This is a genomic window from Paenibacillus sp. FSL R5-0345 (assembly GCF_000758585.1).
Lineage (GTDB): Bacteria > Bacillota > Bacilli > Paenibacillales > Paenibacillaceae > Paenibacillus_AQ.
The window spans coordinates 643,859-661,010 of record NZ_CP009281.1; the positions used below are offsets into that span (position 1 = coordinate 643,859).

Annotated in this window: 11 protein-coding genes; 8 read left to right on the top strand and 3 right to left on the bottom strand. The window is 46.9% G+C overall.

Annotation, left to right across the window (positions count from 1 at the left end):
- The first annotated feature begins 32 nt into the window (after positions 1-32).
- The 3 genes from R50345_RS02950 (at position 33) to R50345_RS02960 (ending at position 6,512) form a co-directional block, all read left to right on the top strand.
- Complete coding sequence (locus R50345_RS02950) at positions 33-4,316, top strand: 2-hydroxyacyl-CoA dehydratase (RefSeq protein ID WP_231574025.1); 4,284 nt, start codon at positions 33-35, stop codon at positions 4,314-4,316.
- 235 nt (positions 4,317-4,551) lie between these two features.
- A complete protein-coding gene (locus tag R50345_RS02955; protein WP_042123971.1) occupies positions 4,552-5,004 on the top strand; it encodes a MarR family winged helix-turn-helix transcriptional regulator in 453 nt (150 codons plus the stop codon).
- Positions 5,001-6,512: a DHA2 family efflux MFS transporter permease subunit gene (locus R50345_RS02960; protein WP_042123972.1), complete on the top strand. Its 1,512-nt coding sequence runs from the start codon at positions 5,001-5,003 to the stop codon at positions 6,510-6,512. Before R50345_RS02955 ends, R50345_RS02960 begins: the two co-directional genes overlap by 4 nt.
- Before the next feature lie 75 nt (positions 6,513-6,587).
- On the opposite strand, the gene R50345_RS02965 is transcribed toward R50345_RS02960, so the two are convergent.
- Both R50345_RS02965 and R50345_RS02970 read right to left on the bottom strand, forming a co-directional pair.
- Positions 6,588-6,899 (bottom strand): zinc ribbon domain-containing protein, encoded by a 312-nt coding sequence (locus tag R50345_RS02965; protein WP_042123974.1) that lies wholly within the window; start codon positions 6,897-6,899, stop codon positions 6,588-6,590.
- 90 nt (positions 6,900-6,989) lie between these two features.
- Positions 6,990-7,940: a helix-turn-helix transcriptional regulator gene (locus R50345_RS02970; RefSeq protein WP_042123976.1), complete on the bottom strand. Its 951-nt coding sequence runs from the start codon at positions 7,938-7,940 to the stop codon at positions 6,990-6,992.
- A gap of 148 nt (positions 7,941-8,088) precedes the next feature.
- On the opposite strand from R50345_RS02970, the gene R50345_RS02975 reads away from it, so the two are divergent.
- A complete protein-coding gene (locus R50345_RS02975) occupies positions 8,089-9,378 on the top strand; it encodes an MFS transporter (RefSeq protein ID WP_042123978.1) in 1,290 nt (429 codons plus the stop codon).
- Here the strand turns inward: R50345_RS02975 and R50345_RS02980 are convergent.
- On the bottom strand, positions 9,353-10,021 hold the full coding sequence (locus R50345_RS02980) for a DedA family protein (protein WP_042123981.1): 669 nt from the start codon (positions 10,019-10,021) through the stop codon (positions 9,353-9,355). The two genes, R50345_RS02975 and R50345_RS02980, sit on opposite strands and share 26 nt — an antisense overlap.
- A gap of 107 nt (positions 10,022-10,128) precedes the next feature.
- Between R50345_RS02980 and R50345_RS02985 the strand changes: the two genes are divergently transcribed.
- From R50345_RS02985 to guaA, 4 genes are all read left to right on the top strand, one after another.
- A complete protein-coding gene (locus R50345_RS02985; RefSeq protein WP_042123983.1) occupies positions 10,129-11,541 on the top strand; it encodes a polysaccharide deacetylase family protein in 1,413 nt (470 codons plus the stop codon).
- Between the two features lie 58 nt (positions 11,542-11,599).
- On the top strand, positions 11,600-13,030 hold the full coding sequence (locus R50345_RS02990; protein WP_081953981.1) for a DUF58 domain-containing protein: 1,431 nt from the start codon (positions 11,600-11,602) through the stop codon (positions 13,028-13,030).
- Positions 12,999-15,377, top strand: coding sequence for a transglutaminase TgpA family protein (locus tag R50345_RS30065; RefSeq protein ID WP_052414443.1), 2,379 nt, complete (start codon positions 12,999-13,001; stop codon positions 15,375-15,377). The genes R50345_RS02990 and R50345_RS30065 overlap by 32 nt, the downstream gene beginning before the upstream one ends.
- Positions 15,378-15,537: 160 nt before the next feature.
- Positions 15,538-17,076 carry a glutamine-hydrolyzing GMP synthase gene (gene guaA, locus R50345_RS03000; RefSeq protein ID WP_042123987.1) on the top strand — a complete coding sequence of 513 codons (1,539 nt, stop codon included), beginning with the start codon at positions 15,538-15,540 and terminating at the stop codon, positions 17,074-17,076.
- Positions 17,077-17,152: the final 76 nt, after the last annotated feature.

Here is a 17,152-nt window from a genome sequence, read left to right on the forward strand (position 1 = left end):
AATTTGGAGCAAGACGAGGTGGTGTAGTGATAATGCTGCGTATTGGCCTTGATATCGGATCAACTACTGCTAAATTGGTTGTCATAGAACGTAATACTGTTGTTTATCAGGACTATGTTAGACATTATAGCGATATAAAAAAAGCAGCTCTCTCTCTTCTGTCTGATGTACAGATCAGATTTCCGGAGAGAGAAGCAACCCTTACTGTAAGCGGTTCCTCTGGCTTATCTTTATCCAAGCTGGGAGGGGTTCCGTTCGTTCAGGAGGTGATTGCCTGTACGAAGGCGATTGGCGAGCTAATTCCAGAATGTGATACGGCGATTGAACTCGGTGGCGAAGATGCCAAGATCATTTACCTTCGAGGTGGCATTGAGCAGCGTATGAATACGGCTTGCGCGGGTGGTACGGGAGCCTTTATCGATCAGATGGCATCGCTGCTGCAGACTGACCCGGCGGGCTTAAACGCATTGGCGGAAAAGCATGAGCGAATCTATCCCATAGCTTCACGCTGCGGGGTCTTTGCCAAAAGCGATGTACAGCCGCTACTGAACGAAGGGGCTCGTCGAGAGGATGTTGCGGCCTCGATCTTTCAGAGTATCGTCAATCAGACGATCAGTGGCCTCGCCTGCGGACGCCCGATTCGTGGACGGGTGGCTTTCCTTGGCGGCCCGCTAACCTTCTTGCCAGCCCTGCGTCAGCGTTTCGCGGAGACCCTTGAGCTTGCGCAATCGGATATTTTATTCCCTGACCGGTCGCAGTATTTCGTAGCAATTGGCTCTGCTCTTTCCGAAGCGAATCGGACAGCTTTGCCGCTCTCAGGTTGGCTCGCGCGAATAGCTGCCGTGGATTTTTCAGCGGATCGGGCTATGGATGCAGAATTACCGCCGCTTTTTGAGAATCCTGATGAGCTTGCTGCGTTCCGTCTACGCCACGGTAAAGCCTCTGCTGCCCGATCAGACTTGGCGGTGTATCGCGGCCCTTGCTATTTGGGGATCGATGCTGGTTCAACAACAACCAAACTTGTATTGACCGGCTCCGCTGACGAAATTCTATATACCTTTTATGGAAGTAATAAAGGGAACCCCTTGTATTCTGTCAGTGAGGCACTGAAAGAAATGTATCGGATTCTGCCTAAAGGCTGTTATATTGCAGGCTCTTATGTGACAGGTTACGGAGAGGGTTTAATCAAAGCCGCTTTATGGACGGACGGTGGTGAAGTGGAGACGGTTGCTCATTACAAGGCCGCTTCTAAGTTCATGCCGGAGGTAGACTTTATTTTGGATATCGGCGGACAGGACATGAAATGCATCAAGATCCGCGGCGGCGCGATCGACAGTCTGATGCTCAATGAAGCCTGTTCGGCAGGCTGCGGCTCTTTTCTTGAGAGCTTTGCTTCTGCGCTAGGCTTAGGCATCGAGGCGTTCGCCAAGTCAGCTCTGGAAGCGACCAAACCGGTTAATTTGGGTTCGCGCTGTACAGTATTCATGAATTCTAAAGTGAAGCAGGTTCAGAAGGAAGGTGCTTCACTGGCGGATCTTTCGGCAGGTCTTGCCTATTCTGTGATTAAGAATGCATTGCAAAAAGTAATTAAAATTCGCAATCCTGAGGATCTCGGGCGAAATATTATTGTTCAGGGCGGCACCTTCTATAACGAAGCTGTATTGCGTGCTTTTGAGCGCCTAACGGGGAGAACCGTAGTTAGACCGGATATTGCTGGAGTGATGGGTGCGTACGGGTGTGCGCTGATTGCTCGTGAGCAAGCAGGGGCTGACGGAAAAAGTACGTTGCTTGGACCGGAGGAAATTGCAAACTTTAAGTACGAGGTATCTTCAGGCCGTTGTGGTCGCTGTGGGAATAACTGCGCTTTAACGATCAGTCGGTTCCCGGATAAGAGCTTCTACGTTACAGGTAATCGCTGCGAGCGTGGTGCAGGAGGCCGGAAAGAGAAGAATGTACTGCCAAATTTGATGCAATATAAGTATGAGCGCTTTTTCGACTATGAGGCATTACCGGAGGCAGACGCAGCACGGGGCACAGTCGGCATCCCACGTACGATGAATATGTTCGAGAATTACCCGTTCTGGCACACATTTTTCACCAAACTTGGCTATCGGGTGCTTCTCTCTCCTAAATCAAGCAAGAAGCTTTACGAAAGTGGGATGGATACGATTCCTTCAGAATCGATCTGTTATCCAGCAAAGATGGCGCACGGACATGTGCAGAGCTTGATTGGTAAAAATGTCGATTTTATCTTTTATCCTGCGGTGGTGTATGAGAAGAAGGAGGATGAAGCAGCGGATAATCATTTCAATTGTCCGGTGGTCGCCTCTTATCCTGAGGTTATTCGCAACAATATGGATGGGCTTAGGGAGAAGGGAATTACGCTGGTCAGCCCGTTTCTGACCTTCGATGATAGAACTGCACTGACCAAGGGACTCGTGAAGACATTTACTGGGATTCCGAAAGAAGAGATTACGTCTGCTGTACAGGCAGGACTTGCAGAAGCTGAACGCGCTAAAAGTGATGTGCGTACCAAGGGTGAGGAGACGCTTGCGTATCTCGCCAGCACTGGGAACAAGGGAATACTTCTCTGTGGTCATCCTTATCATGCGGATCCTGAAATTAATCACGGTATAGCGGATATGATTACCGGTATGGGACTCGCCGTGCTGACAGAAGATTCCGTCTGCCATTTGGACCGAAGTGAAGGGGATGTGGCGGTTGTTAATCAGTGGACCTATCATACTCGGATGTACCGCGCAGCCCGGCTTGCAGCAGTCCGAACCGATCTGGAGCTTGTTCAATTGACTTCCTTCGGTTGCGGGATTGATGCGATTACATGTGATGCCGTACAAGATATTATGGAAAGGCATAACAAAGTATATACGCTGATCAAAATCGATGAGATTAGCAATCTTGGCGCAGCTCGCATTCGACTACGTTCACTTCTGGCAGCGATGCGCGAGCGTGAAAAAGGCAAGGTGCTGCCACAGAAGGCACCTAAAGTACAGGCTAATGTAGCCTTTACGAAGGAAATGAAAGAAACGTATACGATCCTTGCGCCGCAAATGTCGCCCATTCATTTTGAATTGTTTGAGCAGGTTTTCCGGGATGCGGGATATCGTCTCAAGATCCTTGAGACTACTGGACCTGAAGAGACAGAAGAAGGTCTAAGATACGTCAACAATGATGCATGTTATCCCGCAATCGTAACAATAGGGCAAATTCTGTCAGCATTGAAGAGCGGGGACTATGATCCAAATCGTACCGCTGTAATCATGTCACAGACGGGCGGAGGCTGCCGCGCGACCAATTATATTTCTTTGCTCCGCAAAGCTTTAAAAGATTCAGACCTTGAACAAATTCCTGTGATTTCACTCAATGCTTCTGGAATGGAGAACCAGCCGGGATTCCGTATCAGTCTTAAGCTGGCAAATCGGTTGATAGCCGCAGCTTGCTATGGTGATCTTATGATGCGACTGCTAAATCACTTTAGACCGTATGAGGTTGTTCCAGGGAGTGCTGAATGTTTATTCCGCAAGGGGATGGAGCGCTGTAAGGTCAGCTTAGTCACCTTCTCGTTCCGAGAATACAAACGTCTGATTCGTGAAATCGTTGCAGACTTCTGTAAGCTGCCCGTTACAGGTGTTACTAAACCAAGAGTGGGTATTGTTGGTGAAATCCTGATTAAATTTCACCCGGATGCCAACAACCGCATCATTGAGATGATTGAGGCGGAGGGTGGAGAAGCGGTAATGCCGGACTTCTTGGACTTTATCTTTTACTGTGTGTACAATCCGATCTACAAAGCCGAGCAGTTCGGCAAAAGTAAACGGTTGGGATATATTAATCCGATGTTAATCTCCTATCTGGAGATTTATCGTAAGCCGATGAAGCTTGCGCTAGAGGATGCGGGACTTGCTAAAGGACGGGAGAATATTTATGGTCTCGCTGAGAAGGCCAGCCGACTGGTATCTGTAGGAAATCAGATGGGTGAGGGATGGTTCCTGACCGCGGAAATGATGGATTTGATGGATAATGGCGTGAATAATATTGCTTGTATTCAGCCGTTTGCCTGCTTGCCTAACCATATTACCGGGCGCGGGATGATTAAGGGGCTTAAAGAGTTATATCCAGGTGCAAATATCATTGCCATTGATTATGATGCTGGAGTTAGTGTAGTTAACCAAGCGAATCGGATCAAGCTGATGATGTCGATTGCCAGCAGTCAGGAGGGGAAGGCTGTATCGGATTTAGAACAATCACTTAAACCGTTGCAGCAGAACCTGCTTGAAGGTTCATACAGTTTGTCCTGAGTATAAAAAGTCAAGGGTATAGACGAACCGTATATAAAAAGCGGACCAAGAATTCACTTGGTCCGCTTTTTTTGTATTTTAACAGCTTGACCTTATCTTTGCGTTTTTTCTGCAATATGGTAATGGTTTTTCAGGAAGTTACAGTAAATCGTTGACTGAAATTTAGTTAAGGCGTAAAATAGTACGCATACGAACTATTTGATAATTTAACTAATTATTTTATGGAGGTGGAGATTTGGAGGACAAGGAGCAACAATTAGATGATATATTCTCCTCTTTTCGCCGCATTAGTCATGCTTTTCAGCAGTTGCTTTGGAAAGATGCCGAAGAGCTGAATATTACGCCTACCCAGTTAATGGTTCTACGCAAAATATCCGAACATCCTGATATTGGAATCACTGATCTTGCGGAGTTATTGCATTTAGGGAATAGTGCAGCAAGCGGAGTTGTGGACCGGATGGTGAAAGCTGAGTTGATTACAAGACATCGTTCCGAGGTGGATCGACGTATATACAAATTGGCGATTACTGAGAAAGGGAATGAGATCAGAGAGAGAAGTAAACAATCACTTAGAAAGTATTTGCTTCCACTGTCAAATGTGCCTGCTGAGGATGCAGGAGAGTTACTTAGGATTCATAGCGAAATCATTCAGATATTAGAGCAAGGGAGAGACAACAAGAATTTATGAGTACTACTACTGCTAACGCTGCAGCAGCAACAAAGCATATTCGTAGAGGCCCAATCATTGCGGCGCTATTAATAGGTGCATTTGTAGCGCTGTTGAACCAAACGCTTCTTAATGTTGCGCTGCCAAGCATAATGGACGATCTAAAAATCGCCACCACTACGGCACAGTGGCTAACAACTGGATTTATGCTCGTAAACGGGGTGCTTATTCCGATCAGTGCATTTCTGGTGGAAAAGTTTACGACCCGCCAATTATTCATTACTGCGATGTCACTTTTTTCTATAGGTACACTTGTGTGCGCTATTGGAACAGGCTTTGAAATGATCATGGTCGGCAGAGTCATTCAGGCTGTTGGTGCCGGGATTTTGATGCCGCTAATGAACATTGTGTTCCTCCGGATCTTCCCGATTGAAGAACGGGGCAAAGCGATGGGCCTGATGGCAGTCGCTATGATTTTTGCACCAGCTGTGGGTCCGACCTTATCGGGCTGGGTAGTTCAGAACTATTCCTGGCGTGTGCTGTTCTTTATTATTCTTCCACTTGCTGTATTATCGACCCTGCTGGGGATGAAGACGATGCAGAACGTAGGAGAAACAACCTCTCCAAAGCTGGATAAGCCGGGTGTCATACTATCTACGCTTGGTTTTGGAGGGTTGTTGTACGGCTTTAGTGATGCCGGAACCGACGGTTGGGGAAGCACGACGGTTATTGTCTGCCTCATTTTAGGTGTGGTTGCTTTGGCTTTATTCGTATGGAGAGAGCTTACTACAGATACTCCACTGCTTGAATTCCGGATTTTCAGATACAATATGTATTCACTAACCACATTAATCAATATCATTATTACAATGGCGTTATACGCAGGTATGATTCTGCTGCCGATTTATTTACAGACGATCCGTGGGTTTACGCCGATGGAGTCCGGACTTATGCTGCTGCCGGGGGCTATACTAATGGGAATTATGTCTCCGATCACAGGGATTATATTTGATAAAATAGGTGCGAAATGGCTGTCTGTAATAGGTCTTCTCATTACTGTCGTTACTACTTGGGAATTTAGTAGGCTTACGGACAGTACAACGTATACCCATATGATTATTAATTACACGGTACGGATGTTAGGAATGTCGATGTTATCTATGCCAATTGTAACTGCGGGACTTAACCAGCTTCCACAGCGTTTAAGCTCACATGGTACGGCCATGTCTAATACGTTGCGGACGGTTGGGGGGGCATTAGGGATGGCGTTGTTCGTCAGTCTAATGACTAATAAAACCAAGAGCACAATTACGGATACCCTAATGAGCGGAGCTGTCTCGCAAAGTGATAAAGCTGCGATGCTTAAGCTCACACAAGAGGCAACGATTAGCGGGGTTACACATGCCTTTGCCGTTGCTACATGGATCACTGTGATTGCTTTGGTATTAGCCTTCTTTATCAAGAAGACCTCACCTGAGCCCGACTTCCTGAAGACGGAAGAAGAGAAGATACAGCAGGTAAATCAATAAACACTGAGCCCAAAAGAAAAAGGAGTGTCCATGAACCGTAAAGGTTCCCTTGGATGCTCCTTTTTGTGCTGGTTATTAGTTCGTTGTAGGAGCGCTGGCTGCGCCTCTCCACCGTTTCAGATGAGGCAGCTGTTCGGAGAGTAATTTACGGGCAACAGCCTCGTCCATTCCTTCTTGAACCAAGTAGCCTGTACAAATATCAGACATTTCTTGCAGCGTAACGTCAGGCTGTTTGAATGCACCATCCTCGTAGCAGTAAACACAATAATCTTCGATTTTTTGACCATTCTTGTTCGTTCCAAGTAAATCCTCCGTAGGCATAGGCATCCCACAGCTTTGACAAAATTTCGGCTCATCTTGCACTTGCCCTGCTTGTTCTTGTTCCATATACAGCACTCCTTTAAAAGTTTGCGAAGCTTATGAGCACTCGCTTTAAGTACATTATAGAACTGTGAATCTGACCACATACCGTCAGGTTTAAAGTGAGGCTGTATATTTTTTTGCAACCCCAAGAGCCAACTCCCCGAGCTTATGACGAATATGCTTCGGCTCTAAAACTTCTAAAGACGTTCCGAAGCTGAGCAAGAAGGAATAGAGCCATCCGTCCTCGGGATAATGGATAGTTACGTTATATCCACCGTGTCCGTCCGGCTGAAGCTCTGTGGAGTCAAAGCGATCTTCCGCGAGATGTTTACCTTCAGCTGTAAAATGCAGAAGGATTGGCGACATTGCTGCTGCTGAAGTTACTCTCTGATAGTCAGTGCTCCAGGGTAGCTCACGCATATCCATATCTTTTCTTATGAATTCCTGATTCTCTTTAACAAGCCCCTTCATACGCAGGAGCTTAAATAATCTGAAATCCTGACGTTGCAGGCAATACCCATACAAGTACCACGCTTGTCCTTTTAAGACTAAAGTATAAGGCTCGACAGAACGCTGGCTGGCTTGCCCTTCGGCATTCACATAATCAAAGTCTACCGTCATGTTTTCTTCCAACGCTTCTTTCAGAATCGCAATTTTTTCTTCTAGGACAGACTGAAGTCCCCAAGGAGATAAATCGATGATAAGCTGGGTCGTCTTACTTCGGAAAGCGGCGGACTGTGAGGGCGGGATTACACTACTGATCTTCTCCATGAGCAGAGTATGTTCAGTTCCGCCATAAGAGGAGACGCTTTGCAGCGCCGTGAAAATATCAGCCAGCTCGCGGTCAGTCAATACATTGCGGTCTAACCGGTAGCCTTCCATAAGACCAATGCCACCACCTGCTCCCTGATAGGTAACGATAGGGATTCCAGCTCCATTAATACTTTCAATATCACGGTAAATGGTGCGCACGGACACTTCGAACATGTCGGCGAGCTCCTTTGCCTGAATAAGACGTCGGTTCATAAGCAGAATGACGATAGAGAGCAATCGATCGATTTTCAAAAGGTAGAGCCCTCCTTTTCGGATAATTTCGTTATGTAATGATGTACTACATCTTAGCAAATCCTTGGGAATAAAGCATTGTCATAATATAATAATTTGATTATCATCTAATTAGATATTTATTTAAATAGATAAAGTGAGGTTTACAATGAGGGGTAACCAATCAGCTATTGCGATTTTCAGAGGTCAGAAGGGATATTCGCGTCTATTCACAGCCGGATTAATCAATGGAATCGGTGATCGTTTTACTAGTGTTGCCGTGCTGGCGTTGGTTCTGCAGTTAACAGGATCAGGGATGGCGGTGGGGATATCGCTAGGTGTGCGGCTGCTTCCTTATTTGTTTCTGGCACCGCTTGGGGGTGTACTTGGCAGTAAATTTCCTCGTCAATACATCATGATCACTACAGACATATTAAGGGTTCCTGTTGCACTAGCTTTTTTGTGGGTGGATGGAGTGGATAAGCTATGGCTGCTATATTCGGCGAATTTTTTACTGGCGGCGGGAGAGGCGATCTACAGTCCTGTTCGTAAATCTACAATCCCTTTGATGGTGACCAAAGATTCTCTGCTGACGGTTAACGGACTGGAGCAGCTTATGAGCGGCTGTGTACTTATTTTGGGTGCATTTAGTGGGGGTGTGGTTTCGATGTGGTTCGGGCCAGAGGCAGCATTCGTGATGAATGCTTTATCTTTTCTGGTCGCAGCGATCTTAATTTACGGCATCCATTTTCCGCAGAATAGTAGTAGGGGAAATGATGATAAGAAAGAGCTGGATTATCCTAATGGATTTATAGCTAAAGCGGAGCACTCGCAGAAGATAGGTCGAATGCGTGCGCTCGGGATTGTAATCGGTGGGAGTATCACATTACAGGTTATTTTCGGGTATGAGTTGCTTGTTCCGATGCTGAATGGCCTAGATAATGTGCTGATTAGTATATATGCAGTTCAGGAATTTCAAGCCGGAGATATGGGTGTGGGGGCTTTTTATGCGGCGCTGGGTATCGGGCTTAGTCTCAGTTTTTTTGCCGGACGATATGTAAAAAGAGGGCTGCTGATTGTCGCGATTGGCGGGCTCATGATTGAAGGATTACTGCTGATGAGCATCAGTAGTAGCAATCATTTTATGATCGCGTTTATGTTATATATCCTGTTATCTTTTGCCGGAGGGACGGGGAATGCCTGCCTGGATACACTGGTTATGCGAGAAACGCCGTCCACTATGCAGCCTATAATGTTTGGACTGCTGTCAGCAGTAGGAAATACACTGATTGGATTATCTATGCTGCTCGCAGGGTGGTTATTAGAATGGGTGGAACCTCGGACGCTGGGCTTTGCTGGAGGAGCAGGGTTTTCTGGAATTGCTATATTGCTGGCAGGGTACGCATGGATACGCAGTAAAAAGAGCGGTGAATTCACCGCTCCTTGGAAGGTTTTTTAATCTGAGCTTGAATCCTAGTGGCAGCTTTGCTAGGGAAGAGGCGGGCATGAATGCTTTTACGGTAGCGATAAATAATCACAAGAGCTGCTATTATTGCACCACCAGATATAATCCAAAGCGCATAGGTCTCGAACAAATGGAAGATGCCCATCCACTGTGGACCAAACACCTTTCCGATACTAAGGAATATCAATACCCAGAATACGGCCCCACTATAAGCATATAGGGCGAATTTACGGAAGGGAAGCGCGATGATACCAGCAAAGTAGCCGGTAAAGTGACGTACGCCTGGAATGAAATAACCGATAAAAATAAGAAAGCTGCCGTATCTCTCAAACCATTTCTGTGTTTTCTCTAGCTTAGTAGGGGAGAATAGAAACCATTTGCCATATCGCTGGATAAAGGGCATACCGGCTTTTAATCCGACAAAATAGGTAAGGGTCATCCCAACAGTAGTGCCTGCAAAAGCAACGACAATTAGCGTAAAGAAATCAAGCCTTCCGGTATAGGAAAGGAAACCGGCAAACGCCATAGTGGTTTCTCCTGGAAAGGGTAAGGCAACGAATTCGAGAAGTAATCCAAAGAATAATACGCTATATCCATATTTGGTGAATAATTCTTGTATAAAGCTCAGCATTTCCATTAGATTGTCACTCTCCAAGAGGCAGTTGCCTTATTCTATTTTACAGCTTGTCTTCATACAATCTACCAAATGGCTTTTTAGCCAATAGAATGCTGGAGGTAGAGAAGATGAAAGGTAATAAAAGCACACACAGCCGCCGAAAGTTGAAAAGCGGATTGCTCGTTATGGTTGTAATATTCATCGTAATGCTTGGATGGAGCATAGGGAAAAACTTGAATTCATGGGAGCTCCGATCCTTGCAGCCCGCTAGCGCAGAGTCTATATCTGTTAAGAATAAGCTTACCGCAGCGGCGATGCAAGAACTGCCCTCGGCAACAGAACCACTCGCTTCTGCATCTCCGAAAGTTGATTCCTCTTCAAGTGCAGCTCTTACTGTGACTCCAAGCCCGCAACCAATTGGGGTAGTGAAAATATCCAAAGCTTCAACGACGAATTCTGCAATGACGGCTGTGAAAAAAGCTGAAAAGATGGTCTATATTACATTTGACGACGGACCTAGCGAGAACACCTTCAATGTTCTTGAAATTTTACGACAGGAAGATGTGAAGGCAACCTTTTTCGTGCTTGGTAATCAAGCGAAAAGTCATCCAGAACTTATCGATTCCATATGGGAACAAGGTCATGCTATTGGCAATCATACCTATAATCATAATTACCATGATTTATATAGTGGATTCACTGAATTTTGGAGTCAAATTAAACAGACTGAACAAATTGTTCAGGGGATTACAGGGGTTCGTCCGCAGCTCATTCGCGCCCCAGGAGGAACCTATGATCATTTTGATCATACCTACTTCAATTTATTGAAGCAAGCAGGTTATAGGGTGATGGATTGGACGGTGGATAGCGGCGATTCTAAACGAAAAGGTGTACCAGCCTCAGAAATTTTGAAGGAATCAACAATGGATATGAAGTCTTCGCAAGTTATTCTGCTGTTGCATGATGGGGGCGGTCACCAAGAGAGCGTCAAGGCGCTGCCTGACATTATTGCTCGTTATAAAGCGGCTGGATACGGCTTTGGCCTGTTGGATGATACGGTGGAGCCCGTACAATTCAGAGTCTCTTCAAAAGCCAGTAATTTGGGGAGATCAAAGCCCTCAGAAGCTTGGATCGCATCAAACATCACGCCGAATGCAGAGCTGTTTTCACCGGGAAAGCCACTGGTTCTGGAGGTTGGAAAGCTGGAGACGAAGCTGAAACCAGGAGAATATTCCGTGCGAAATGGACAGTATGAGGTTCCGCTTCGTGCTGTAATTGAGCGGCTTGGAGGAAAAGTTACCTGGGATGCGAACAGTCGAAGTGGAGAAATAGATTGGAACGGGAAAGAGATCATTGCCGATGTGAAGAACAAGCAGTTGATTCTAAACCTTCCAGATAACGTACAACAGACCATTAACGCGAGGGTGGAAATGATTGGTGGATCGATCTGGGTATCGCTACGAGACCTGCTGGAGATAGCAGGTCAACCTCCGATTAATATAAGTGTGACTGAATTGGAACGCCGAGTAAAAACACTCTGAAAGAAGCGTGGAGGCTGTCTAGTAAAAAGAAAAAACCAATGTCTGGGCACCCTTTTTCATGGGAAGAATAGATAGTAATAAGTTCCTGATCTGGGAACAAGTCTATGACCAAAGGATGGGTGTTCCATTGTCCTCTTCATCATTAATTGATCAACAGAAGAAAGATGCCGGAAGTGTCAAAAGCTTCTCTTATCCCCGTAGCCGTAGTGCTTTGGTTGAATGGTTAAGGATGCTAACTGTGGCTGGAATTATAGGTGCTTTATATGCTTGGCGCGGAGGATCGTCCTTGCTGTTTCTCCTGATTGTTATTGGAGTTATTATGCTGGGTGGACTTATGCTTCAGCTCTCCGGTCCGCGGGCTATAAAGATAATTCGTACGATTGCTCCTGCAAGGCCGATGGCCGGAAATACACTTCAAGTGAAAGTGGAGCTTAGTTTTTCTTCTCGTTTGCCTCTTCCTTGGATGACTATAGCTGATTATTGGGGCGACAGCCATCATCAAAAGCTGCTATTTCCTGGATTCAAACGTTCTTTTGTATACACATACACCATTGAAAATATATCCCGCGGTAATCATCATTTGCTGGGCTGTAGAGTAACTTGGGGGGACTTCCCAGGTTGGTTCACGGGGAGATCTGAACCGGGTGGAGGACAGAGCTTTAAGGTGCTGCCAGCCCCTTTATCCTTTGGTGGAACTGTGCCGGATAGCGGTTTTATGACAGGAGATACCATGTATTCCAGACGTGGAAGAAGCATCAGTGATGAAGCTTTGGAATCAAGAGATTATGAGCCCGGAGATCCGCTTAGCCGAATTCATTGGAAGAATAGCGCACGATTGGGAGCGCTGCAGAGCAAAGTTCCGGAGCGGGAAAAGGCAAAAATGACCTGTATCGTGTTGGCCAATGACCCGCTTAGCTATGAGGTTCCTACAGAGGCGCTTAAACCCCGTGGAAGCCGAGATGAATCGCCTCTGGCATTTGAGAAAGCGGTATCTACAGCGATGGGGCTGATGCTCTCCGCTGAGCGTTCGGGCGCTTATGTTCAGTTGTTCAGCGGCGGTTGGCCGGAAGGTATGGCTAGGCATGAGGGACTGGGTAAAATCCCAGGGAGAGTACTGGATGTTCTGACTGAAATTACTTCAGATGGAACTAGAAACCTGTCGAAGTTATTAGAGGATGCTTCCAAAGGTTGGATTCCGGGGATGAGTGTAGCCATCATTACAGGACGATTAGAAGAAGAATCGGCCAAGGTCATTGCCAAGTTCTTGATGCAGGGTGTGAAGGTTGAACTTTATTATGCCTGGGACCAGTCGGCACCGATGAATGGAGAAGCTAAAGGAGTGGAGATTAGACAGTCTGTGAGGGGGACTGTCGGGGATAGTTTGGCTCGTCTCGGAGCACGAATGTTTTGTCTGGATGATGCTTTGCCAGCATTCAGGTTCAGGGAGGTAGAGTTCCATGAATCATCCGGAAAACCAACGCTACGGTAACGGAATACCAGGTGATACGGAACTGTCTATAAATAGCTTTCATTTCAATGTGGGGCAAATGGAGAACAGTTATGCCGGTAAGCAGAGAAAGGTACCTCTGTACTATCGTTTGCTGTTCTCTTTGGCCATTATGGGGCTATTTATTGAATGGTTACTCCCTTTATATAGGTCTGCTTTATTAGAAGATACCTCGAAGATGCTGCAAGTTCTAATGGTATTAGCGGCAGTACTGCTGCTATGGGGAATACTTCAGATTCCTGGGTGGCTACTGCTTAGCATCCAATTTCTTATCATTGCTTCAGCGTGGCTTTACTTATGCAGTGGAGGCGAAGGCATAGGATGGCTAGGGATTTATGCGGACGAAATTCCGAATGATCTCATGCTGCTTCTCTCTGGACATGTCTCTCAGCTAAGTGAAATTAGCAGGCTTTTAATATTGATTGTAGGTTGGGGGCTTTTGGTATCCTCAGTACAGCAGCTTGCGCTCTTCCGAGGGAGTACGGCGCTATTCACAGCGGTTACAATTATTTACTTGCTGGTCTTGGATATCGGCTTTGATGTGAATACCACGATGGATATTGTGATCTCGATGGGTCTAATTTTTTGGATGCATGCGATGAGTGGTTTGCTGCGTCTTCGAGAGCGTGAGGGGCCAACTTCATTGCCTTATGCACGTTGGGGAGCACTGACTTTGGCGGTAGCAATCGTCGTGATGACAACAGCATGGTTCGGTGGGCAATTATTGGGGGCAAGACCAACCAGCGAGCTTACGCTGCAATCGACATTTCAGAAGCTGCAGAATTGGGCTTCAGGGCATTTGCCAGAGGATAAGGCGTCTAATACTTCAGGAACCACAGGGTATAGTACGAATGACGGTGAACTCGGGGCCCCGTTATCCCGCAGTACTGAACCTGTCTTTACGGCTATTACTAGCGAGCGTACTTACTGGAGAGGTGAAAGTATTGCTTACTATGATGGTCGTCGATGGATTAGGGGAGGCGAAGAGTTTATGCCGCTTAATCTGTCCGGCATTTCAAAGAAGCATTCATCGGAGCTAAGCATCGAAAAGAGGAAACGAACACTTCAACAGCGGATACAATTTGCCACCCCTTCTTCAGGAGGAATTCCTTTATTCAATGCGGGGATAATAACAGATGTTGAGTCGGTTGGACTCTTGGGCGGCAGTAAACTGGGATATATTCTGTCTAATATGGACAGAGATAGTTTTCGTCTGCCTGATTCGATAGGCTCTGCACGAATCACAGAATATACAGTGGATTCCTTACTTCCTGAGAGTGATCCAGTACTGCTTCGTAGTTTAAGCAGTGACGATCCACAGGAAATCAAGGGCAAGTATTTGCAATTGCCAGATTTGTTACCCGTACGCGTTAGAGATCTGGCGGAGAAGCTTACAGCTTCATCAGGTAACCGCTATGACTCCGTAACGGCCATTAAGGATTACTTACAACATGGATATTCCTATACGTTGAACACAACGGTTCCACCATCCGGATCTGATTTTGTCGATCACTTTTTATTTGAGACGAAACAAGGCTACTGTGTACATTTTGCAACAACAATGACCGTTTTGCTGCGCAGTGCTGGAATTCCTGCTCGTTATGTCCAAGGCTATGGACCAGGTACCTTGCAGGACGACACCATGCCGGCGAAGTATTTGGTCACCCAGGGCGATGCCCATGCTTGGGTGGAGGTCTATTTCGCCGGCGTCGGTTGGGTCCCGTTCGACCCAACGCCTGGCCCTGCACTTGCCGCCGGCTTTGCCGCGCCGGCGCTGCCTGCGGCAGCCTCGCTCGCGCCGCAAGTTGCGCGAAGCACGGGCCTGCCCGCCCTGCCGCTGGCGGGCGGGAACTCTCCAGCGCCGCTCGCTGCTGCGGCGCTGCTTCCCGTCGCCGCCGCTTGGCGCTGGCGGCGTAGCCTGGCTCTGCTGCTGGCAGCGCGCAGCGCCAGCAGCATGAGCCGCGAGAGGCAGCTGCGCGCTGCCTCTCTAGCTTGGCGCGGGCTGGCGGAGCGGTTTGGACCGCCGCCGCCCGGTGTTACTGGCAGGGAGTATGTGGACTCCCTGCAGATTTACGATGCCGGACTAAGCGAAGCCGTCCGGCAGTTCGTACGCCAGTGGGAGACCCTGGCGTACGCGCCCGCGCCTTCAGCGTTCGTCGCGGCCTATCCCGCGAACGAAATCTCTACAATCTCTGCAATGTCTCCAATGCCTGCAGTCTCTGTAACTTCTGCGGCTCCAGCATCTTCCGCAGAGAACAGCGGGTGTACTACTCCTGATGCATCCGCATTTATACGCGAATGCCTGATCATCACCTTTCGGTTAACTTAATCGTTCAAAACAGTTGGTGCTGCTATACAATTCCTTCCATGGAAAGGAATGTTCTTCATGAAGTTTAGCTTGCTCCTATTATGAGAAGTGTGTTCTCCTTTCCTTGACGATGAGAATTAACCATGAGTATAATGAATCCAATAATCAAGGGAGGCTCGTAATGAATAAGCCAAATGAAATTATCGTCGTTCTCGATTTCGGGGGACAATACAACCAACTTATCGCGCGCAGAATTCGGGATCTAGGAGTATACAGCGAACTTTTGCCGTACAATACGCCAGTAGACAAGATCAAAGCACTTGCACCTAAAGGGATTGTCTTCTCTGGCGGTCCTAGCAGTGTATATGCTGAAGATGCTCCACATGTGGACCCAGCAATCTATGATTTAGGAGTACCAATTTTCGGTATTTGCTATGGTATGCAACTAATGGCTCACCAGCTTGACGGTAAAGTGGAACGCTCCGCTAAACGTGAATATGGTAAAGCTGACATTGACTTTGAAGAAGGTACTGCATTAGTGGCTGGGCTAGAGAGCCGCCAAACGGTTTGGATGAGCCATGGTGACCATGTGGTTGAACTTCCAACAGGATTCAAGCTGGATGCAGGAACTGAAAGTGCTCCAATCGCGGCAATGAGTAATGATGAACGTAAATTGTTCGCCGTTCAATTCCATCCAGAAGTTCGCCACTCAGTTCATGGTAATGAGATGATTTCGAACTTCTTGTATCAAATTTGCGGTTGCGACGGCAAATGGACAATGGAATCGTTTATTGACGAAGCCATCCAAGATATCCGTAACCAAGTTGGAGACAAGAAAGTACTCTGCGCACTTAGCGGTGGCGTAGATTCTTCCGTAGTTGCAATGCTTATTCACCGTGCTATCGGTGACCAATTGACTTGTATGTTTATTGATCACGGTCTTTTGCGTAAAGGTGAAGCCGAAAGCGTTATGGAGACCTTCGTAGGCAAATTCGATATTCATGTCGTGAAAATCGATGCACGCGAACGCTTCATGAGCAAGCTTGCAGGTGTTGAAGATCCTGAACAGAAACGTAAAATCATCGGTAATGAGTTTATCTACTGCTTCGACGAAGAGTCTGCTAAGCTCGGAGATTTCGCATTCCTTGCACAAGGTACACTGTATACAGATATCGTTGAGAGCGGAACAGCTACGGCACAAACGATTAAATCCCACCACAATGTGGGCGGTTTGCCGGAAGACATGAAATTCAGCTTGATCGAGCCACTAAATACCTTGTTTAAGGATGAGGTTCGTAAACTAGGTGAAGAACTGGGAATGCCACGTGCTATCGTTTGGCGCCAACCTTTTCCTGGTCCAGGTCTTGCAATCCGTGTCTTGGGTGAAGTAACAGAGGACAAGCTTACTATCGTTCGCGACTCTGACTACATTCTGCAAGAGGAAATTGCTAAAGCGGGATTAGACCGTGAAATTTGGCAATACTTCACTGCCCTGCCTAACATGAAGAGCGTGGGTGTTATGGGGGATGCTCGTACTTATTCCTACACAGTAGGCGTGCGTGCAGTAACTTCCATCGATGGTATGACTGCTGACTGGGCACGTATTCCTTGGGATATTCTTGAGAAAATCTCCGTACGTATCGTCAACGAAGTGGAGAACGTAAACCGCGTAGTGTATGACATTACTTCGAAACCACCTGCAACAATTGAGTGGGAATAGGACCGGTTTAACCATAGATTTCAGAAAAGCTCTCTTTTATTTGCGTTATTTAGCAAATAAAGGAGAGCTTTTTTTG